The sequence below is a fragment of the Thalassotalea sp. LPB0316 genome (assembly GCF_014898095.1).
Lineage (GTDB): Bacteria > Pseudomonadota > Gammaproteobacteria > Enterobacterales > Alteromonadaceae > Thalassotalea_G.
In genome coordinates, this window is sequence record NZ_CP062946.1 from 3,276,149 (window position 1) to 3,294,588 (window position 18,440).

Consider the following 18,440-nt stretch of genomic DNA (forward strand, 5'->3'; position numbering starts at 1 on the left):
ACTGTTCTATTGTAGGGCTTAATCACTAACATTAAACCGAGCCAAAAGCCCTTTGGCATGGTTAATAGCATCGCGCTCAATTGACGAAATTGGATCCTTTTGGCCTTTTTTAGCACCATTTAAAATTGATTGGGCGAACTCGATAGCATCGCGTTCTATTTGATAAAGTAAACCGGTAGGCGCTTTATATTCAGCTACTTTGGGCGACCCCATTTCCTGTGATAATTCACTAACCGAGGTTTCAAAAACAGCTGCCAAGCATTTTAACGACTCTAAGCTTGGTTGTTGCTGATTTTCGATACGTTGAATCGTTCGAACACTCACGCCAGCTAATTCCGCCAATTGCTCTTGCGACCAACCTTTGTCTAGCCGTCTTTGTTTAATGGTCATAATTACTCTCCTTATATGAAGTGTAGTTTATGACAAAAAATACAGTGCTAGAACACGACACTAACCTGACACACAGGAAAAAAGTTTAGATTTCCGCCTGCGCGGAAATGACGTCAGATAGTAGGAAAGAGGCACAGAATAGCAGGAAAGTGGCACACAATAGAAGGAAAGTGGCGCACAATAGAAGGAAAGTGGCACACAATAGAAGGAAAGAGGCACAGAATAGCAGGAAAGTGGCGCACAATAGCAGGAAAGTGGCGCACAATAGAAGGAAAGTGGCACAGAAATAGAAGGAACGTGGCACACAATAGAAGGAAAGTGGCACACAATAGAAGGAAAGTGGCACAGAGAAAAACAGAAATGACAGTAGCCACCGTCATGCCCGCGAAGGCGGGCATCTCATGAAGTATAACGGCTATTCTTCCAAATTAGGTGCTAACCAACGCTCTGCGGTATCGAGATCCCAGCCTTTGCGATCCGCGTAGTTTTGCACTTGATCTTGGTCGATTTTAGCGACAGCAAAGTACTTGGCATCTGGATGAGCAAAATACCAACCACTTACCGCAGCACCTGGCCACATGGCGTAACTTGAAGTCAGCTCCATGCCAATATTATTCTCAACATCGAGTAACTGCCATAAGCTACCTTTTTCTGTGTGCTCAGGGCATGCAGGATAACCTGGCGCAGGGCGAATACCTTGGTAAGATTCGCGAATAAGCGCTTCATTATCAAATTGCTCATCGGCCGCATAGCCCCAATAGTATTTGCGAATTTGCTCGTGCAAGTATTCTGCGCTCGCTTCGGCTAATCTATCAGCAACCGCTTTCATTAAAATACTGTTGTACGTATCGTGTTTAGCATCAAACTCAGCGACCAATTCATCACAACCAAAACCGGCAGATACGGCAAAAGCGCCCATGTAATCATTAACGCCAGACTCTTTGGTCGCAATATAGTCCGCTAAACAACGATTGTATTGCCCTGCAGGCTTTTTACCTTGTTGGCGCAAATGATGGGTTGTTATTAAGTGCTCGGTCTTAGCTTCATCGCGATAGAGGTGTACATCGTCACCCTCTCGAAATGCCGGGAATAAACCAAATACCGCTTTAGCACGCAGTTTGTTATTGTTAATCACGTCATCTAGCATGGCGTTGGCATCGTTAAATAGCTTAGTCGCCTCTTCACCAATTAACTCATGTTCGAGAATTTTGGGATACTTACCCGATAACTGCCACGTCATGAAAAAAGGTGTCCAATCAATATAGTTGCGAACAACATTCAGATCTAAATCATCAAGTACCGTAACGCCCAAATTTTTCGGTTTGGTTGGCGTGTACTTGTCAAAATTAATTGGGCTTGGGTTTGCCTGTGCCTGTGTTAAAGAAACCAGTGTTGAGCGTGGCCCTTTATTAAAGTGACGCTCTCTTACCCGTTCATACTCTTTGGTTTGACGTTCCATAAACGCAGGACGCAGCTCATCAGACAACAGCGAACTCACCACAGACACCGAACGAGAAGCATTAGGTACATAAACTACCGGATGCTGATATTGCGGCTCAATTTTAACCGCCGTATGGGCTTTTGAGGTTGTCGCACCGCCAATTAACAATGGCAACTCAAAGCCTTGACGTTGCATTTCTTTTGCTACGTGGACCATTTCATCAAGCGATGGCGTGATTAGGCCTGATAAGCCAATCACATCGACGTTTTCTTCTTTTGCAACTCGCAAGATCTCTTCACAAGGCACCATGACACCTAGGTCGATGATCTCAAAGTTATTACACTGCAGCACAACGCCCACAATATTTTTACCTATGTCGTGAACATCGCCCTTTACTGTTGCCAGTAATATTTTGCCGTTAGAACTCGCCTGTGTCTTTTCGGCTTCGATAAACGGTTGCAAGTGAGCCACCGCTTGTTTCATGACACGAGCAGATTTTACCACTTGCGGTAAGAACATCTCACCGGCGCCAAACAAGTCACCAACCACATTCATACCATCCATTAATGGTCCTTCAATGACATCGAGTGGGCGACTTGCTTCAAGCCTTGCCGCTTCGGTATCTTCAACAATAAATTCGTTGATACCTTTAACAAGCGCGTGCTCTAGGCGCTTTTTAACGGGCCACTCGCGCCATTCAAGATTGGCTTTGTTATCTTTGGCGCCAGCTTGACCGCGGTACTGTTCAGCAATATCAAGTAAGCGCTCGGTTGCGCCATCGTCAGCGTTTAAAACAACATCTTCAACCGCTTTTAACAAGTCTTTGGGAATATCAGAATAAATCGCCAGCTGACCGGCATTAACGATCCCCATATCCATACCGTTTTTAATACAGTGATAGAGGAACACCGCATGAATGGCTTCACGCACTGGGTTATTACCGCGAAACGAAAAAGAGACGTTCGAAACACCACCAGAAATCATCGCGTGTGGCAGATGGGTTTTAATGTCTTTAACCGCCTCGATAAAATCGACGGCATAGTTATTGTGATCTTCAATACCGGTGGCAACAGCAAAAATATTAGGGTCGAAAATAATGTCTTCAGGTGGAAAGCCTATTTCGTCAACCAAGATACGGTAGGCACGCTGACAAATTTCGAATTTGCGCTTGCGGGTTTCTGCTTGGCCAGTCTCATCAAACGCCATCACGATAACTGCTGCACCGTATCGACGAATAAGTTCGGCTTGCTCGCGAAAGATTGATTCACCTTCTTTTAAGCTGATTGAGTTAACAACGCCCTTGCCCTGAATACACTGGAGGCCCGCTTCTAAAATTTCCCACTTTGACGAGTCAATCATCACAGGGACCTTGGCAATATCGGGTTCACCAGCAATTAAGTTTAAAAAGCGAACCATGGCAGCTTTTGAATCAAGCATGCCTTCGTCCATATTGATATCGATAATTTGCGCGCCGTTTTCTACTTGTTGTAAGGCAACCGAGATTGCTTCATCATAGTTTTCTTCGGTGATCAGGCGCTTAAAAATTGCCGAGCCAGTAACATTTGTCCGCTCACCGACATTAACGAACAGGCTTTCCTTTTCAATGGTTAACGCTTCAAGGCCTGACAAACGACAAGCAATTGGCTTAGCTTCTATTTTTCTTGGCTTTATCTTAGCGACCGTTTCAGCCATGCCCCTGATGTGCTCAGGTGTGGTACCACAACAACCGCCAATAATGTTTAAAAAGCCAGACTCAGCCCACTCTTGAACATGGCTGTTCATATCTTCAACGGTAAAATCGTATTCACCAAAAGCGTTTGGCAAACCGGCATTGGGGTGAGCCGATACGGCATAATCGCTAATGCGACTTAACTCTTCAACATATTGGCGTAGTTCAACCGGCCCGAGCGCACAGTTTAAACCAAACGAAACCGGTTTGGCGTGGCGCAATGAATTGTAAAATGCTTCGGTTGTTTGGCCTGATAATGTACGACCTGAGGCATCAGTAATTGTGCCTGAGATCATCACAGGTAAGCGAATTCCCTCTTGCTCAAATACAGTTTCAACGGCAAAAACCGCGGCTTTGGCATTAAGCGTATCGAAAATGGTTTCAATTAAAATTATGTCACTGCCGCCTTTAATTAAGGCCGTTGTTGATTCAATGTAAGCTTGTTTTAGCTGTTCAAAGCTAACATTGCGAAATGCGGGATCGTTAACATCAGGAGAAATCGAACACGTGCGGTTAGTTGGCCCTAACACACCAGCGACAAAACGCGGCTTTTCAGGCGTTTTTTGATTGTACTCATCAACGGCTTGGCGAGCGATTTTGGCGGCTTCTAAGTTAATCTCATAGCTGATATCTTCCATGTCGTAATCAGCCATGGCAATCGTTGTTGCATTGAAAGTATTGGTTTCAATGATATCAGCACCCGCTGCGAGATATTCTTGATGAATGGTTTTTATAATCTCAGGCTGAGTAAGCACTAACAAATCGTTATTACCTTTAACATCGCAATGCCAATCGGTAAATCGCTTACCGCGATAATCTTGCTCTTCAAGTTTGTAAGCTTGGATCATGGTTCCCATGGCACCATCTAAGATCAAGATATTATTTTTTAACGCCTGTGTTAATTGATTAAACGATGCTAACTGCTGCACGTTACTCTCCTGTGATCGATGTCTGAATGTGCTCAGCATCTAATTGGTATGGGGTAATTTGATATACGTAATAGTTGATCCAATTGTTAAACAACAAGCTGCCATGACTGCGCCAACTGCTGCGCGGCTCGTTATCTGGATCATCACCTTTAAAATAGTTGACGGGAACTGTAGGCTCAAGCCCCATGGTCACATCGCGCTGATATTCTTGTGCTAACGTGTGTGCGTCATATTCTGGATGCCCAGTAACAAAGACTTGGCGCTTATCTTCACTGGCCACCAAATACACACCAGCTTCATCTGATTGCGCTAAAATATTTAGCCCGTTAATCGATTGATAATCTTGCTCGGTGACTTGCGCATAACGCGAATGAGGGACTTTAAACTCATCATCAAAACCTCGTGTCAGTTTTTCTAGCGGCGCGAGTACTTGATGATCATAAACGCCTGAGAGCTTTTCATCTCGGAGCTTTCGATCAATACCGTAATGATGATACAAGGCAGCATGTGCTGCCCAACAAAGATACATCGTTGAAACCACATGTTGTTGCGCCCAATCGAATACTTCGCAAATTTTGTCCCAATAACTGACCTCTTCATAGTCAATTAAACCAAGTGGCGCACCAGTGATAATTAAGCCGTCGTAGTGTTTGTGTTTAATATCGTCAAATAATCGGTAAAACGACTCTAAATGTGAAGTTGGTGTATTTTTCGACGGATTTTTGTGAATGCGCACTAACTCAATATTAATTTGTAGTGGCGTATTCGATAACATGCGTAGGATCTGCACTTCCGTTTCAATTTTATTCGGCATTAAATTTAATATCGCGACTTCCATCGGGCGAATCTCTTGATTAACCGCGCGATGTTCAGACATGACGAAGATATTCTCGTTGCCAAGAATATTTAATGCAGGTAATTGATCGGGAATTTTAATGGGCATGTTAGTTACCTAATCAGGTGAATTCAAAAATAAGGCTGATGACAATTTACATTTAGAAGTTTTTACATTTAAACGTTTAGACGTCTAAAATAATAACGTTTTCATCATAAATAGCAAGTGGCTTTTCTTGAACAGGCGATAAAAATAAAAAAGGCCTCAAATTAAGAGGCCCTATTTCTATGTAAAGCTAGATTAGCTTCAGCTTAAACATGCATGTCGATCTATGATCTTTTAGCTAAACATCGCTTTAACATTGGCGCTAAGCTCTTCGAATTCAGGTGTATTCATAAAGTCGATGTCTGGCATGATCCCCTTGTCGACATAGCTCTTTAACAGTACTGAACAGGTGGATTCTGATTTAAAAATACCGCATTTTATCGCGCCAGCACGGATAAAATCTAAGTAACTCGCTTCTTTTGGTAAAACGGTTAAGTCACTCCAATGCTTGACGATGTCGGTAAATTCATCACTAAACCCCCAAGCTTTGGTTACTTCAGCACCTATTGGACTTGATAACTTGACAATAGCTTGTTGTAAAAATGTCGGATTCGCGAAAACATCTGGGTGATTCTCTGCCTCAGTTAATATTGGCAACACCCCAACATTGTGGATTAAAGCAGCAAGCGTCAGTGTATCTATTGCTAGCGGCGAATGCTTATTACTACTTTTATAGTGGGTCATCAAAGCGATCGCAACGGATGCTACATCAACGGTTTTATCCCATGATTTTTTTAAGTACATACTGATAATTTCGTTATCAGAAATAAATACTTGTTCAAGTGCCATGGCTGTTGCAATACTTTTAATTTGTCTTAGGCCGATACGAGTTACCGCTTGGTTGACCGTTTCAACTTTTACAGAGCGCCCCATGATCGCATTATTAGCCACTTTTAACATGCCTAAAGATAAGGCAGGATCTTGGCTAATAATATCGCTCATCTGATTTAGGTTTACCTCAGGATCATCTGCGGCTTCCCTCACTTTCAAGGCTATTTTCGGTAAGGTGGGTAAGACAAGCGCATCTTGTTTTATTTTCTCTATCAAAATGATGTAGAGGGCATTTTCTGTTGCCATATAGGAATCCTTAAAATGTGTACCTTATTACAAAATAGCACAATTTTATGTTTTATCATGCACTTTAAACAAACATTTAATACAAGGTAAATCATTACAAAATAATGACTTTTGATATACATCAAAGAAAGATTGATTTCATCAGCTGTTTACACTATCTGTATTGATGGACAACTTGCTCAAACGGTAAAATAGGCGACATTCTGGACTAATTGGAATTTTGATGTTTTCACCTGAATTGCTATCACCAGCAGGTAGTTTAAAAAATATGCGCTATGCCTTTGCCTATGGCGCTGATGCTGTTTACGCAGGCCAACCGCGTTACTCTTTACGCGTACGCAATAACGAGTTTAATTTAGAGAATTTAAAAATTGGTATCGATGAAGCACATGCCTTAGGCAAGAAGTTTTATGTTGTCACCAATATTGCACCGCATAACAGTAAACTAAAAACCTTTATCAAAGATTTAAAACCTGTTGTTGATATGGGGCCAGATGCATTGATCATGTCAGATCCAGGCTTGATCATGTTGGTAAAAGAACATTTTCCACATATGCCAATTCACCTGTCAGTGCAGGCTAACGCGATCAATTGGGCAACCGTTAAGTTTTGGTATCAACAAGGTGTTGAGCGGGTTATTTTATCGCGTGAATTATCCGTTGATGAAATCGAAGAAATTCGCCAACAATGCCCTGAAGTTGAGCTTGAAGTATTTGTTCACGGTGCATTGTGCATGGCTTATTCAGGTCGTTGTTTGTTATCGGGTTACATCAATAAACGCGATCCAAACCAAGGAACCTGCACCAATGCTTGCCGCTGGAAATACGATGTTCATCAAGCCCAAGAAAATGAAACCGGTGATGTCATCGCGATTGCGCCACAAGCCGAGCCTGAAATTTACACACCGAGTGACGAAATTGTCTTGCTACAAGAACAAGGCCGTCCGGGTGAATACATGCCGGCGTTTGAAGATGAGCACGGCACCTATATCATGAATTCGAAAGACTTGCGCGCAGTAGAGTTGGTTGAACGACTGGTAAAAATTGGCGTGCATTCATTAAAAATTGAAGGCCGCACTAAGTCGTTCTATTACTGCGCTCGCACCGCTCAAATTTATCGCCAAGCGATTAATGACGCCGTAGCAGGTCGTCCATTTAATCAACGCCTAAATAACGACCTAGAGCATTTAGCACATCGCGGTTACACCGAAGGTTTCTTGCGCCGTCATCGCCATGGTGAAACGCAAAACTACGAATACGGCTATTCGATCAGTAAAACCCAACAATTTGTTGGTGAAGTTATTGGTCTAAACCCCGATAATGGCCTTATTGATATTGATGTTAAGAATAAGTTTTTAGTCGGTGATGAACTGCAATTAATGACGCCTAAAGGCAACCAAAGCTTTATCCTTACTCATATGGAAAACAATAAGGGAGAGGTGATTAAGGATGCGAAGGGGTCGGGTCACAAGGTGTCGTTGTCGCTAGACACCAATCTTGATTTAAGCCATGGCATTTTATTGCGTTACCTAGAGGACGGTGAAAATACGAGAAACCCGTTCTTACAAGCCAAAGCGTAAATGAGCTAAGCGACACTAAGCCACGATTAAAACTCGTGGCTTTTTTATTTTCTATCATAGTTAATTCACTCGGTATTAACTGCGCAAAACGGCTTTATTGCGCCCGGTGCCTTTTGCCTCATATAAAGCGTCGTCTGCGGCCTTTAATAAATGATCCAATGAGCGATAGCTTTCATTAGACTTGACCAAGCCCCCGCTAATGGTCACATTGATCGCACAGTCATCATCACTTTTCAGCGCCAACTCAGCAACATCAATCCGCATTTTCTCGATTAATTGACAAGCTTCTTGCCATGTTGCTGTAAGGATCACAGCAAACTCCTCACCACCAAGCCGGCCGACCACAGCACCTTGTGGTAACAACTCTTTAATGGTTTTCGCGACGGCTTTAATCACCCTATCCCCTGTGGGATGACCGTAGTTATCATTAATCGGTTTAAACTTATCAATGTCGATCATCATTGCGCATAAATTTTCAGCAGCTTGCGCAAACTGCTGTTCAGCAAGCTCAAAAAATTTCCGTCGATTGTAAATCCCAGTCATTTGATCAAACGATGATAAGTTATCTAAGTGTTTGATAAGGGCCTGAAGTTTTAGCTGGGTTTTGATTCTGGCTAGTAATTCTTTGGGCTTAAAGGGTTTAGTGACAAAGTCTAAACCACCACTGTCATACGCCAGTTCAATGGTTTCTTCGTCCGTTTTCGCGGTAATAAAAATCACTGGGATATGTTTGGTTTCTTCATGGCTTTTGAGTTGCTTACACACTTCAATACCGTCCATTCCCGGCATAATAATATCGAGTAATATCAAGTCAATCGGCTCCTGCTGAGCAATTTCGATTGCGCTATCTCCGTCAAGGGCAACGAGTAAGTCGTAGCCATCAAGTAAACCTAACAAGATGTCTATATTCTGCTTGGTATCATCAACTACCAAGATCGTTGCTTTATCTGCCATCATGACGCCTTTTACTCATTATTTATTTCGCTGTTTTTGTTTAAGCTTAGTTGAGTTATCAATAAATTTGCCTGTTTAAATTCGTAACCATCGAGGTGAGTAGCGATGGTTTGATAGATTTCACGGTCACTTGGTGCTAATTTATAGCGCTCTAATTCTTGGCGAACTTGATCACACTTTTTTGGCCGTTTGCTTGAAATTGCACTTGCTAGCTGGGCAAACAACTGCGCTCGTTGCTCACCTTCAAGCCAAGGTTTATGCTCAGGTTCATTATTATGACTCGTGAGCGTGAGTTTAATTTTGTCATCAATTTCGTCGATTAACGCTGTCAGTTGATAATAAAACTCTCGCTGGGATGTAGGTGTTGCCGAGCGTTCAAGCTGTTTTGCACACTGATGTAATTGTGTTGCACCAATATTACCGCTTAACCCTTTGATGGTATGAATGACTCTAGCTTTATCTTCATCATTCAATGCTGTCTCCTGCAGTTGTCGATATTCGTTGGCAAAATCAACTAAGACATTAGCGTATAACTGCGAGTTACTAACAAAAAAACGCAATCCCTTTTCTACATCAACACATGTCATCTTGGGTATGTTGAGATCCTGCTGATAACCTTGCTCTGATACCTCAATGTCGACAGATTCAGTGCTTGGCGATAAATAGCACAACAACAATTCATAGAGTCTTTCAACTTCAATTGGTTTAGCCAAAATACCATTCATGCCAGCAAGTTGTGTTTTCGAGACTTGCTCAGACATAACATTAGCAGTTAAGGCAATAATCGGGGTAAGAGCGTCGATATCTCTGATACCACGCGCCGCTTGATAGCCATCCATAATAGGCATTTGTAAATCCATTAACACCAATGAATGCCGCTGAGGACAAAAACGCTCAATGGCTTCTTGACCATTTACCGCGAACTCGATGATGATTCCCGTGCCATCGAGCAACCCTTTAAGGATTTTTTGATTAATGTGATTGTCTTCTGCCGCCAAAATAGTATTACCGCGCATCGGCGCTAGCCTTAATTTTAATTCACTAATCGACCGCTCTGATGGCACAACATCGATTTTTTGTGTTGAGTTAAACAATAACTTCACTAGCGCTTCATTAAATCGTTCGGGATCTAGCGGTTTTTGAAGGAAATAAGATATACCTAATCGCTTTGCTTGCTCGAAAAAGTAATCTTGATTGTAGGAGCTAATCATCATGATAGGAATAAGCTCGATACCACCTTGTTTTCGCGCTTCTTGACTATCAATAATTTTTTCGATCGCTTCAATACCATTCATTTCAGGCATGTTCCAATCCATGATAATTAAGTCGATTTGATACGCTTGTTGCTCGAGTAGTGCGATAGCTTCTTCGCCACTACTGGCATTCAACACCTCAAGCGAAAATTGTGTTAAATATTCAGCAATAATTGACTGACACTGGGCGTTATCGTCAACGACCAACACCGTTTTATCGGCAAAGTCAGCGATAGTGATCAGTTTATCACTGCTGGGTAACTCAATTTCAAACGTAAATTCACTGCCTTGGCCTAAAGCACTCCGGGCAGATATTTCGCCGCCCATAAGCTCAACTAATTGCTTTGATATCGCTAGTCCAAGACCTGTTCCACCATATTTACGGGTTGTGCTTTCATCTGCTTGGCTAAATGATCTAAAAAGCTTATTCATTTGCATCTTGCTCATACCAATGCCAGTATCAACCACCGAAAACTTCAGCCGCGAAGCACTCAGACGAGTAATATAGATATTGACTGAGCCTTTTTCAGTAAACTTGATCGCATTGCTAATCAGGTTGATCAGTATTTGTCTTAATCGATAAGGATCACCTTTGAATGAGCTACCGACATCGGGTTCGTAATGACATTTTACGGATAAGTGCTTGGCACTAATTTCGATGAGCATTAAATCAATCACGCCATCGATAAGTTTAACTAAATCAAAATCAATTGTTTCCATCTCAAGCTTGCCTGCTTCTATCTTGGAAAAATCTAATATGTCATTGATTATGCTAAGTAACGACTTCGCTGAGTATTCAATATCGCGCAAATACTTTTGTTGGTTGTTGTCTAAACTAGTTTGCAAGGCTAGGTGCGCCATACCAACGATACCATTCATTGGCGTTCTAATTTCATGGCTCATATTAGCGAGGAAATTACTCTTTGCTTCGTTAGCTGCTACCGCTTTTTCTTTGGCTTTTCTCAACTCTTGTTCACTAACGATACGCTCTGTTATGTCCCGAGCAAAAGCGATTACTCTGTTTTCCCCGTGGTAACTAACAAATTGTGCGGACACCTCAACAGGGATCTCTCCGCCCATTTTATTAATGTACTTTTCTTGAATTGTTCGGTTTGGGCTTAACTTCAACACAGAAACGTAATTAGGCCAAAAGGAAATCGTGTGAAACGGGCTGATATCAAACACGCTTTTGTCGACAAGCTCTTGTTGTGAGTAGCCTAGAGCACTACTAGCAGCCCCGTTAGCATAGGTAATTTTACCATCTTCTGCTTTGATAAAAATCACCATATCTCCCGTATTATCGACCGAGAACTGCACGAAAGTCAGCTCCATATTTGCTTGCTCTAGCCCTCGCTTAGCGGCAGATAGCTCTCTATTTACGCGTGACAGCTTATTAATCCAAAGCCCAGTAGAAATAACAATAACTAAGCCTGCACTAGCTAATGCGGCGAAAAAATAAAGACGAATATTAAATGGGGCTTTGAGCTCTTCGGGGAGCCATTTTCGCTGCATCTGCTCTAACTTAACTTGATCAATCTGAACGATAGCCTTTTCCAAGATAGACAGCAGAGTTTTATTCTCTTCCTTGGTTGCAAAAGCAATAGGAATAGTAACATTTAGTTGACCACGAACGCCTAGCCCCGACAGCTCATCACTTTTTTTGAGTCGTTCTATATTACTTAACGGGCTAATAAAGCCGTCGATTTCACCATTGCGCGTATCGGTGAGCATCGAGGGTAATGACTGATATCGCTTTAGTTTAATATTGGGGTATTGCTCAACAACTTGATCGATAAAACTCGCATTTGCCACCACACCAATAGCGGTTAAATCTGCGCGTTCGAAATCGTAAATTGTCTCTTGTGAGGTGTAACTAACAAAGTGGATGGCATCGTTATAGTATGGTTCGGTATAGCCTAATGTATCCGTATGCTGCTCGCTAATAGCCAAGGTAATATCAAAGTCACAAACACCACTGACGAGGTTGCTAATACTCGCCTGCTCACTGTTAACCGCCACACCATTAAAACTAACCGGTAATTGTTCAGCGACAGCATTTAGCACATCAATAGCTAAGCCTTGGGGCCGTTGATTGTTTTCACCGAACGATAACGGAGAAAGACTTTCATGATAACAATAACTGAGTTGACGCTTGTTGTAGAGATAGCCATTATCGCCAATCGATAGCTTGAGATATTGCTGACCAACACTCTCAGGCCCTGACGATAGCCACTTACGGTGGATAGCATCAATCGTGTCGCTATCTAGTGATTGAATTGCTCGGTCGATGATTTGATAAAGCTCTACTTTTGATTTTGTTACCCCCATAACAAAGTTTACAGGCTTAGTTTCAAACAACGGCTCGAGGTAATCCAAGCCAATACGTTTAGCTTCATAACTCAAACTTTCCGAGTAAAGTGTGTAGTCAGCTTGATCAAAAGCTAGTGTGCTTATCACTTCGGCAATAGTATCGACTTCAATAATCTTGACATTGCTCACAGTTTCGGCAAATTGTTCAACCGCTTTGGCGCCTTTTAGCATCACCATGGTTTTGCCAGTTAAGTCAGCGAGCGTTTGAATATTAAGCGGGTTGCCTTTTTTTACATAAACATAGCCATGTGTTGAGGCATAGGGACTGGTATAGTTAATGAAACTCTCAAACTCGTCGATTTGCGTTAAGGTGACAATCATATCGATCTCGCCGGTTTTCAAATTTTTATACAACTCGGCCAGAGGCTTAGTTTGGATGTCAAACTCTAATCCAGTTAACGCGGCAACGGTATCCAAATAATCGATACCAATACCTTTGAGGATACCGTCTTTGTCTTTATATACGAAGGGTTGATTCTCCCCCATCTCTCCAACAATAACCTTTGGGTTTTCACTAATATAGGCGCGTTCTTGAGCCGTTAAAATCAAACGGTTTTCACTCGAGAACCACTGGTCTTTTAATTGTGCTACTTTGTCTTGAGGGACTAAACCAATGGCTTTATCTAGAATATCGCGCAACAAGACATCATCGATATGAGTAGCCAGTTGTGCCTTACTGGCAATGCCGCGCTCAAGACTTAACGCTGGTAATATCTGAATATCCCTGAGCTGGTATTTCTTTTGCAGATACTGAAGCGCCAACATATCCCCAACAACAACGTCGACTTGTTCATCGCGTAACATATTGAGCTGCTTTTCTTGTGATAGTTCATAACTAACATCTAAGTGCGGATAAAGCGCGAGTAATGTCGAGGTGTAATAATTTTGCTGTGTGGTTACCACTTTGCCAGCAGTCAAAGCGGATAAATTTGTTATCGGTTTATTGATCCGACTCGCTATCCCAGTGAAAGAATCAAAAAAACCCTGAGTAAACAAGTAGCGAGATTTTCGCGCTGGAGTTTCCGTGATGTTAATAAGAAAGTCGAGCTTTTTGTCGGTAAGATCTTGCATTGCATCGGGCCAAAAATCAGTATATTGCAAATCAAATGACAAGCCAGAGTATTGACCGAGCAATGCTAGATAATCAGCGAGAAAACCTTTCGGCATATCGTTACTCAAAAACTGATAGGGTTCGTAATCAATTTCATGCTGTACTTTTAACGGTAACGCGGTACTCAACCGATTTCGTTCTTGGTCGGTTAACAAGGCATTAAACTGAGGAGTTAAGGTATTGAGTTTATTATTAAATAGCAGCTGATTTACCGACACCCGTTCACTGTGGCTAGCAGTCGCGTTTAACCTTGATTGCGCTTGCTCTAGCTTTGAAACTTGAATACTGCCTATTTCATAAACATCATCGAGCATTAAATCACGCGTACCATGCAAACTAAACTCAATCGCCGATTTAGGCTTTCCTTGTTGATTATAATATTGCTCAATTATCGCAACCATTTCATCAGGGTTATTGATCGCGTATTGCCAACCTTGATTCGTCGCAGTAATAAAGTTATTCACCAACTCACGGTGACGGTGAGCAAAGTTTGCTGATGTGACGATATTTTGTGTATTCGCTGTTCCCCCCCAAAGCTTAGGTTTAATCAGTTCATAAGGGATATTTTGTGCTTGTAAATCATAAATCTGATCGGTGATATGCGCGGTAAAGCCATCTATCTCTTTATTTTTAAAACGCTCGATAACGTTGTGATGCCGAACCAGTTTAAGACTACTAAGGTCAACTTGATAAAGTGATAAAACATCAGCAATCTGACCAGATAAAAAGCTCGCTTTACTTGGTACAGCAAGCGTTTTATCGGCCAAAAGTTTTGGCGAAGATATTTCAGGTTGAGTAACGAGGACAATAGGGCTTTGTTTGAGGTAATTAGCGATTAAACGAATGTCAGGATATTGCTGAAATTGCTCAACCACATTATTGCCCAACATGCCAAATTGTGCATCGCCATTACTGACACGTTTGACAATTTGAGTGCCATCTTTGTGCTCATGGAAAACAACATTGAGCCCAGCGGCTTGATAGTAGCCTTTGTGTTTTGCAGCGTAATAGCCAGCAAAGCTGGCATTATGTTGCCAGTACAAATCAAAATGAACCGTTTTGCTTTGCCCTGAAGCTTGCCCGTTGACTAACAAGCTCATCAAGCAAATCAACCCGTTAACGATAACCATTGCACGCTTCATTCAATTACTCCAGCAACAACTATTGAGCAATTCACGCTAACTACCAAGGATTAAAGTTCGAAAAAGAATGAAATTAACGTGGCCAGTGTGCGCAAGTAGTCTTCATCTTGCTCCTGCCATTGCGCTACACTGCCAACGCGCTCACAACAAATTATGCCTTTTGGCTGAAAATCTTTGAAAAAACTAATATCAAGTAGTGAAAAGATGTCATTGGTAGCGAAGTAGTCAGTATTAAAGCACTTAGTTACAGTGTGCTCTCGAGCATTTTCAGCCAATAGAAGTTCACTTTCGATAATAGAATCAAAGTATTCGGGGTAATCTGCCTTTTTTAAAATGGTATCTTGGAAAAAAAGATCTTTTTCTTGGTCGTAGCCTATCATGCAAGAAATTTGTGACTGGTCATCGCTAAATCGCCAAAAGCTCACTCGATTGGCGTCACCAATTTGATCGCAGGTACTCATACATATCTGCTTGAGTTTACTCACCCCATTAATACTTTTATCCCCGATAACTTTGGAAATATCGACGCAAACAGCCAAAACAACACTCCGTGTAAAACACTTTAAAATTATTTTAATAACTTATAGAGGCTAGACCATTATTTGAGTTTTTGACAAATTTGCCATGCACTGACTTTGCAACAAAATTTGTGATTGATATTTAATTGGCAGCAATTACAGACACAAGCAAGACATCAACACTATTACCTTGTCGATACTAATGGTGTAAAATACGGGGCTCTTTTATCGTCTCTAGCAATGTATTTGTTAGCCGAACACAAGGAAAACCCATGGCTTTAAAGATTTTAGATTCCTGCATTAATTGTGATATGTGCGACCCTGAATGCCCTAATGAAGCTATAGCCTTGGGTGAAGAAATCTACGAAATAGATCCCGATAAATGCACTGAGTGTGTTGGTCATTACGACAACCCAACGTGTGTTTCAGTGTGTCCTATCGATTGTATTATCAAAGATCCTGACAATGTTGAAACCGAAGAAGAATTGCTAGGCAAGTTTTTATTGATGCACGGCTAAAAAGAAAATAGCTTGAAAGCGATAAGGCTGGGAGGGAGAAAAGTTGGAAGGTAGAAATGTTGGAAGGTGGAAAAGTTGGAAGGTGCTAAAGCCATACAACCTTATAGCCTTAAAACTCTACAACCTTACAACTTTAAAACCTTAAAACCTTACTAAGTAATGTTATGAGATTCCCGATTAAAACACCTCAGGAATGACACATTGTTGTGACCTTACAGCCTTATTTCACAGTAATATGCGGTGAGCGTTTTACCACCTCATCGTTTAATTCAATACCAATACCAGGTGACTCACTGACTTGAAACACACCGTTTTTCGGTTGTGGATCTTGAATACACAATTCTCTATTCCACGATTTAATCGCGTAGGTATGGTGCTCGTGAATTAAAAAGTTGGGGATTGCTGTTTCTAAGTGCAATGATGCTGCCGTCGCCACTGGGCCACCACAAACATGCGCTTGAATACGAATATCGTATACATCGGCGTAATCACAGACTTTTTTCGCTTCGGTGAAACCGCCACATAAGCCAACGTCTGGTTGTAAAACATCAATCGATTGATCTTCAAAGTACGGACGAACATCCCAGCGATGATATAAGCGCTCACCGCCAGCAATTGGCACGCGCAAGCTATCCGATACCTTCTTGTGAACTTTCGAGTTTAAGTAATTAACTGGCTCCTCAAACATCATACAGCCAACTTCTTCTATTACTTCACCCATTTGAATGGCTGATGCAGCGCCCATTAATGAGTGGGCTTCAAAAATAATATCAACATCTTCGCCCACGGCATCGCGAATAGCGCGCAAGCGATCACCAAACAGTTTCATTTGTGGCTTGGTAAATAACTTGGTGCGATCAAAAGACGACTCGCCATTGGCATCATAAACAATCGGATCAACCTTCACACAGTCGTACCCTTCTGCCATCGCTTTAAGCGCCGCTTCGGCATATTCTGCTGGCTCAATAAGTTTTTTACACTCTTTATCCCAGTCAAACTGCAGTTGGCTTGCATAGGTGCGCAGCTTATCGTTGACTTTACCGCCCAATAATTGATAAACAGGTACACCAAGTGCTTTACCTTTAATATCCCATAACGCAGTATCAATAGCACTCATCGCCGAATACAATACCGGTCCACCACCTAAGCCCCAAAAGCTTTCTCTAAGCATACGAGACCACAACAGCTCAGTTTGAAAAGGGTTAAAGCCAATAAGCACGGCTTCAGCAATTTCTTTGATCATCGCTGCCGCTGCACTGTGCCCCCAATCATAAGCTAAACCTGCCTCGCCTACACCACTGAACCCCTCATCGGTGTGAATGCGAACAAAAACCGGATTCCACGGCGGACGTTCTGGACAATGGATATCAAAAATTTCTACATGCGTTATTTTCATTGTTATACCTACAATTTATACCAAGTGAATTAAATATTTGGTCACTCAGCGAGATTTAAAAGGCTTTTAGACAAGGCTTTGATTGCCGATAATGGTTATTCCCTTATCAAAATCAGTAACGAAGTATAAAAGCATTTTAAACTCGCCCTTGGGAGCTCGTCAGCAAAGTGATAATTTCACAAATTTACTTGATGTAGAATGACTACACCTGCATAAATTTCTTTTATTCTAACTTCCCTGACGTAGCTCTGAGTCGGTCAAATATTTATTTCAATTGGTATTATTCTGCAAAACGAGGATCAGCGCGATAAACTTTGCGCAACATCGCCGGCCAAGATTTTTGCCCGCCGGTAGCGCCAGAATGAACAATATTTGCTTGCGCTTTAATGTTATCGACAATTGCTTGCTCAACCAGTACCGGTTTCATGCCCGTTGCCATGATTTGTAATTGCACTTGGCAAGCGCGGGTTAAATCGTACATATGCATAAAGGCATCACCTATGGTTTGGCCTAGCGTCATGCCACCGTGATTCCTCAACAACATAAAATTCTTATTACCTAAATCAGCTTGCAGACGTGCTTTTTCATCCGCATTAACTGCCAACCCCTCATAGTCATGGTAACTCATCGATGCCAAGGCAAACATCGCATATTGACTCAGTGGTAATAACCCTTCTTCTACACTTGCCACCGCGATTGTTTCGTTAGTATGTAGATGTAAAACACACATTGCGTCATGGCGAGCTTCGTGGACAGCAGAGTGAATCGTAAAACCTGCAGGGTTGATTTCAAATGGGCAATCTTTATCGAGAATATTGCCGTCAATATCAATTTTTACCAAATTAGAGGCGGTGATTTCATCAAATGCCAAACCAAAGGCGTTAATTAAATACGCTTGGGTATCAGGAATTCTAGCTGAAATGTGGGTATAAATTAAATCATCCCAGCCGTGCATGGCCACTAGCCGATAGCAGGCCGCCAAATCCACCCGAGTTTGCCACTCAGCTTCTGAAACCTTGCCTTTGAGTGAGGGGGTAGGTATCTCGAACATAAACTTTTCATTCTATTTAGATGTCTATATGGCTAACTCTAA

The 18,440-nt window shown here is 42.0% G+C and carries 11 protein-coding genes; 2 read left to right on the forward strand and 9 right to left on the reverse strand.

The window, feature by feature from the left end:
* Nucleotides 1-18: 18 nt before the first annotated feature.
* The 4 genes from LP316_RS14750 to LP316_RS14765 all read right to left on the reverse strand — a co-directional run bounded on the left by LP316_RS14750 (nucleotide 19) and on the right by LP316_RS14765 (nucleotide 6,506).
* Complete coding sequence (locus tag LP316_RS14750; RefSeq protein WP_193021869.1) at nucleotides 19-390, reverse strand: helix-turn-helix domain-containing protein; 372 nt, start codon at nucleotides 388-390, stop codon at nucleotides 19-21.
* A gap of 415 nt (nucleotides 391-805) precedes the next feature.
* The gene (metH, locus tag LP316_RS14755; RefSeq protein WP_413470659.1) at nucleotides 806-4,489 is read right to left on the reverse strand and encodes a methionine synthase; all 3,684 of its coding nucleotides are present in this window, start codon (nucleotides 4,487-4,489) and stop codon (nucleotides 806-808) included.
* Nucleotide 4,490: 1 nt separating this feature from the next.
* Nucleotides 4,491-5,432: a homoserine O-acetyltransferase MetA gene (gene metA, locus LP316_RS14760; RefSeq protein ID WP_193021871.1), complete on the reverse strand. Its 942-nt coding sequence runs from the start codon at nucleotides 5,430-5,432 to the stop codon at nucleotides 4,491-4,493.
* Nucleotides 5,433-5,663: 231 nt separating this feature from the next.
* Nucleotides 5,664-6,506 (reverse strand): HDOD domain-containing protein, encoded by an 843-nt coding sequence (locus LP316_RS14765; RefSeq protein ID WP_193021872.1) that lies wholly within the window; start codon nucleotides 6,504-6,506, stop codon nucleotides 5,664-5,666.
* A gap of 223 nt (nucleotides 6,507-6,729) precedes the next feature.
* Between LP316_RS14765 and yegQ the strand changes: the two genes are divergently transcribed.
* On the forward strand, nucleotides 6,730-8,085 hold the full coding sequence (yegQ, locus tag LP316_RS14770) for a tRNA 5-hydroxyuridine modification protein YegQ (RefSeq protein WP_193021873.1): 1,356 nt from the start codon (nucleotides 6,730-6,732) through the stop codon (nucleotides 8,083-8,085).
* Nucleotides 8,086-8,160: 75 nt separating this feature from the next.
* On the opposite strand, the gene LP316_RS14775 is transcribed toward yegQ, so the two are convergent.
* The 3 genes from LP316_RS14775 to LP316_RS14785 are packed head-to-tail and all read right to left on the reverse strand — an operon-like array spanning nucleotide 8,161 to nucleotide 15,376.
* Nucleotides 8,161-9,039 (reverse strand): diguanylate cyclase, encoded by an 879-nt coding sequence (locus tag LP316_RS14775; RefSeq protein ID WP_226960754.1) that lies wholly within the window; start codon nucleotides 9,037-9,039, stop codon nucleotides 8,161-8,163.
* 11 nt (nucleotides 9,040-9,050) lie between these two features.
* Nucleotides 9,051-14,915 carry a transporter substrate-binding domain-containing protein gene (locus tag LP316_RS14780; RefSeq protein WP_193021875.1) on the reverse strand — a complete coding sequence of 1,955 codons (5,865 nt, stop codon included), beginning with the start codon at nucleotides 14,913-14,915 and terminating at the stop codon, nucleotides 9,051-9,053.
* 50 nt (nucleotides 14,916-14,965) lie between these two features.
* Nucleotides 14,966-15,376 (reverse strand): hypothetical protein, encoded by a 411-nt coding sequence (locus tag LP316_RS14785; RefSeq protein ID WP_193021876.1) that lies wholly within the window; start codon nucleotides 15,374-15,376, stop codon nucleotides 14,966-14,968.
* Between the two features lie 329 nt (nucleotides 15,377-15,705).
* Here LP316_RS14785 and LP316_RS14790 point away from each other — a divergent pair, with 329 nt between their 5' ends.
* A complete protein-coding gene (locus LP316_RS14790) occupies nucleotides 15,706-15,951 on the forward strand; it encodes a YfhL family 4Fe-4S dicluster ferredoxin (protein WP_193021877.1) in 246 nt (81 codons plus the stop codon).
* A 220-nt stretch (nucleotides 15,952-16,171) separates the two neighbouring features.
* On the opposite strand, the gene LP316_RS14795 is transcribed toward LP316_RS14790, so the two are convergent.
* Both LP316_RS14795 and LP316_RS14800 read right to left on the reverse strand, forming a co-directional pair.
* Complete coding sequence (locus LP316_RS14795) at nucleotides 16,172-17,347, reverse strand: mandelate racemase/muconate lactonizing enzyme family protein (RefSeq protein WP_193021878.1); 1,176 nt, start codon at nucleotides 17,345-17,347, stop codon at nucleotides 16,172-16,174.
* 280 nt (nucleotides 17,348-17,627) lie between these two features.
* Nucleotides 17,628-18,398 carry a class II aldolase/adducin family protein gene (locus tag LP316_RS14800; protein WP_193021879.1) on the reverse strand — a complete coding sequence of 257 codons (771 nt, stop codon included), beginning with the start codon at nucleotides 18,396-18,398 and terminating at the stop codon, nucleotides 17,628-17,630.
* Nucleotides 18,399-18,440: the final 42 nt, after the last annotated feature.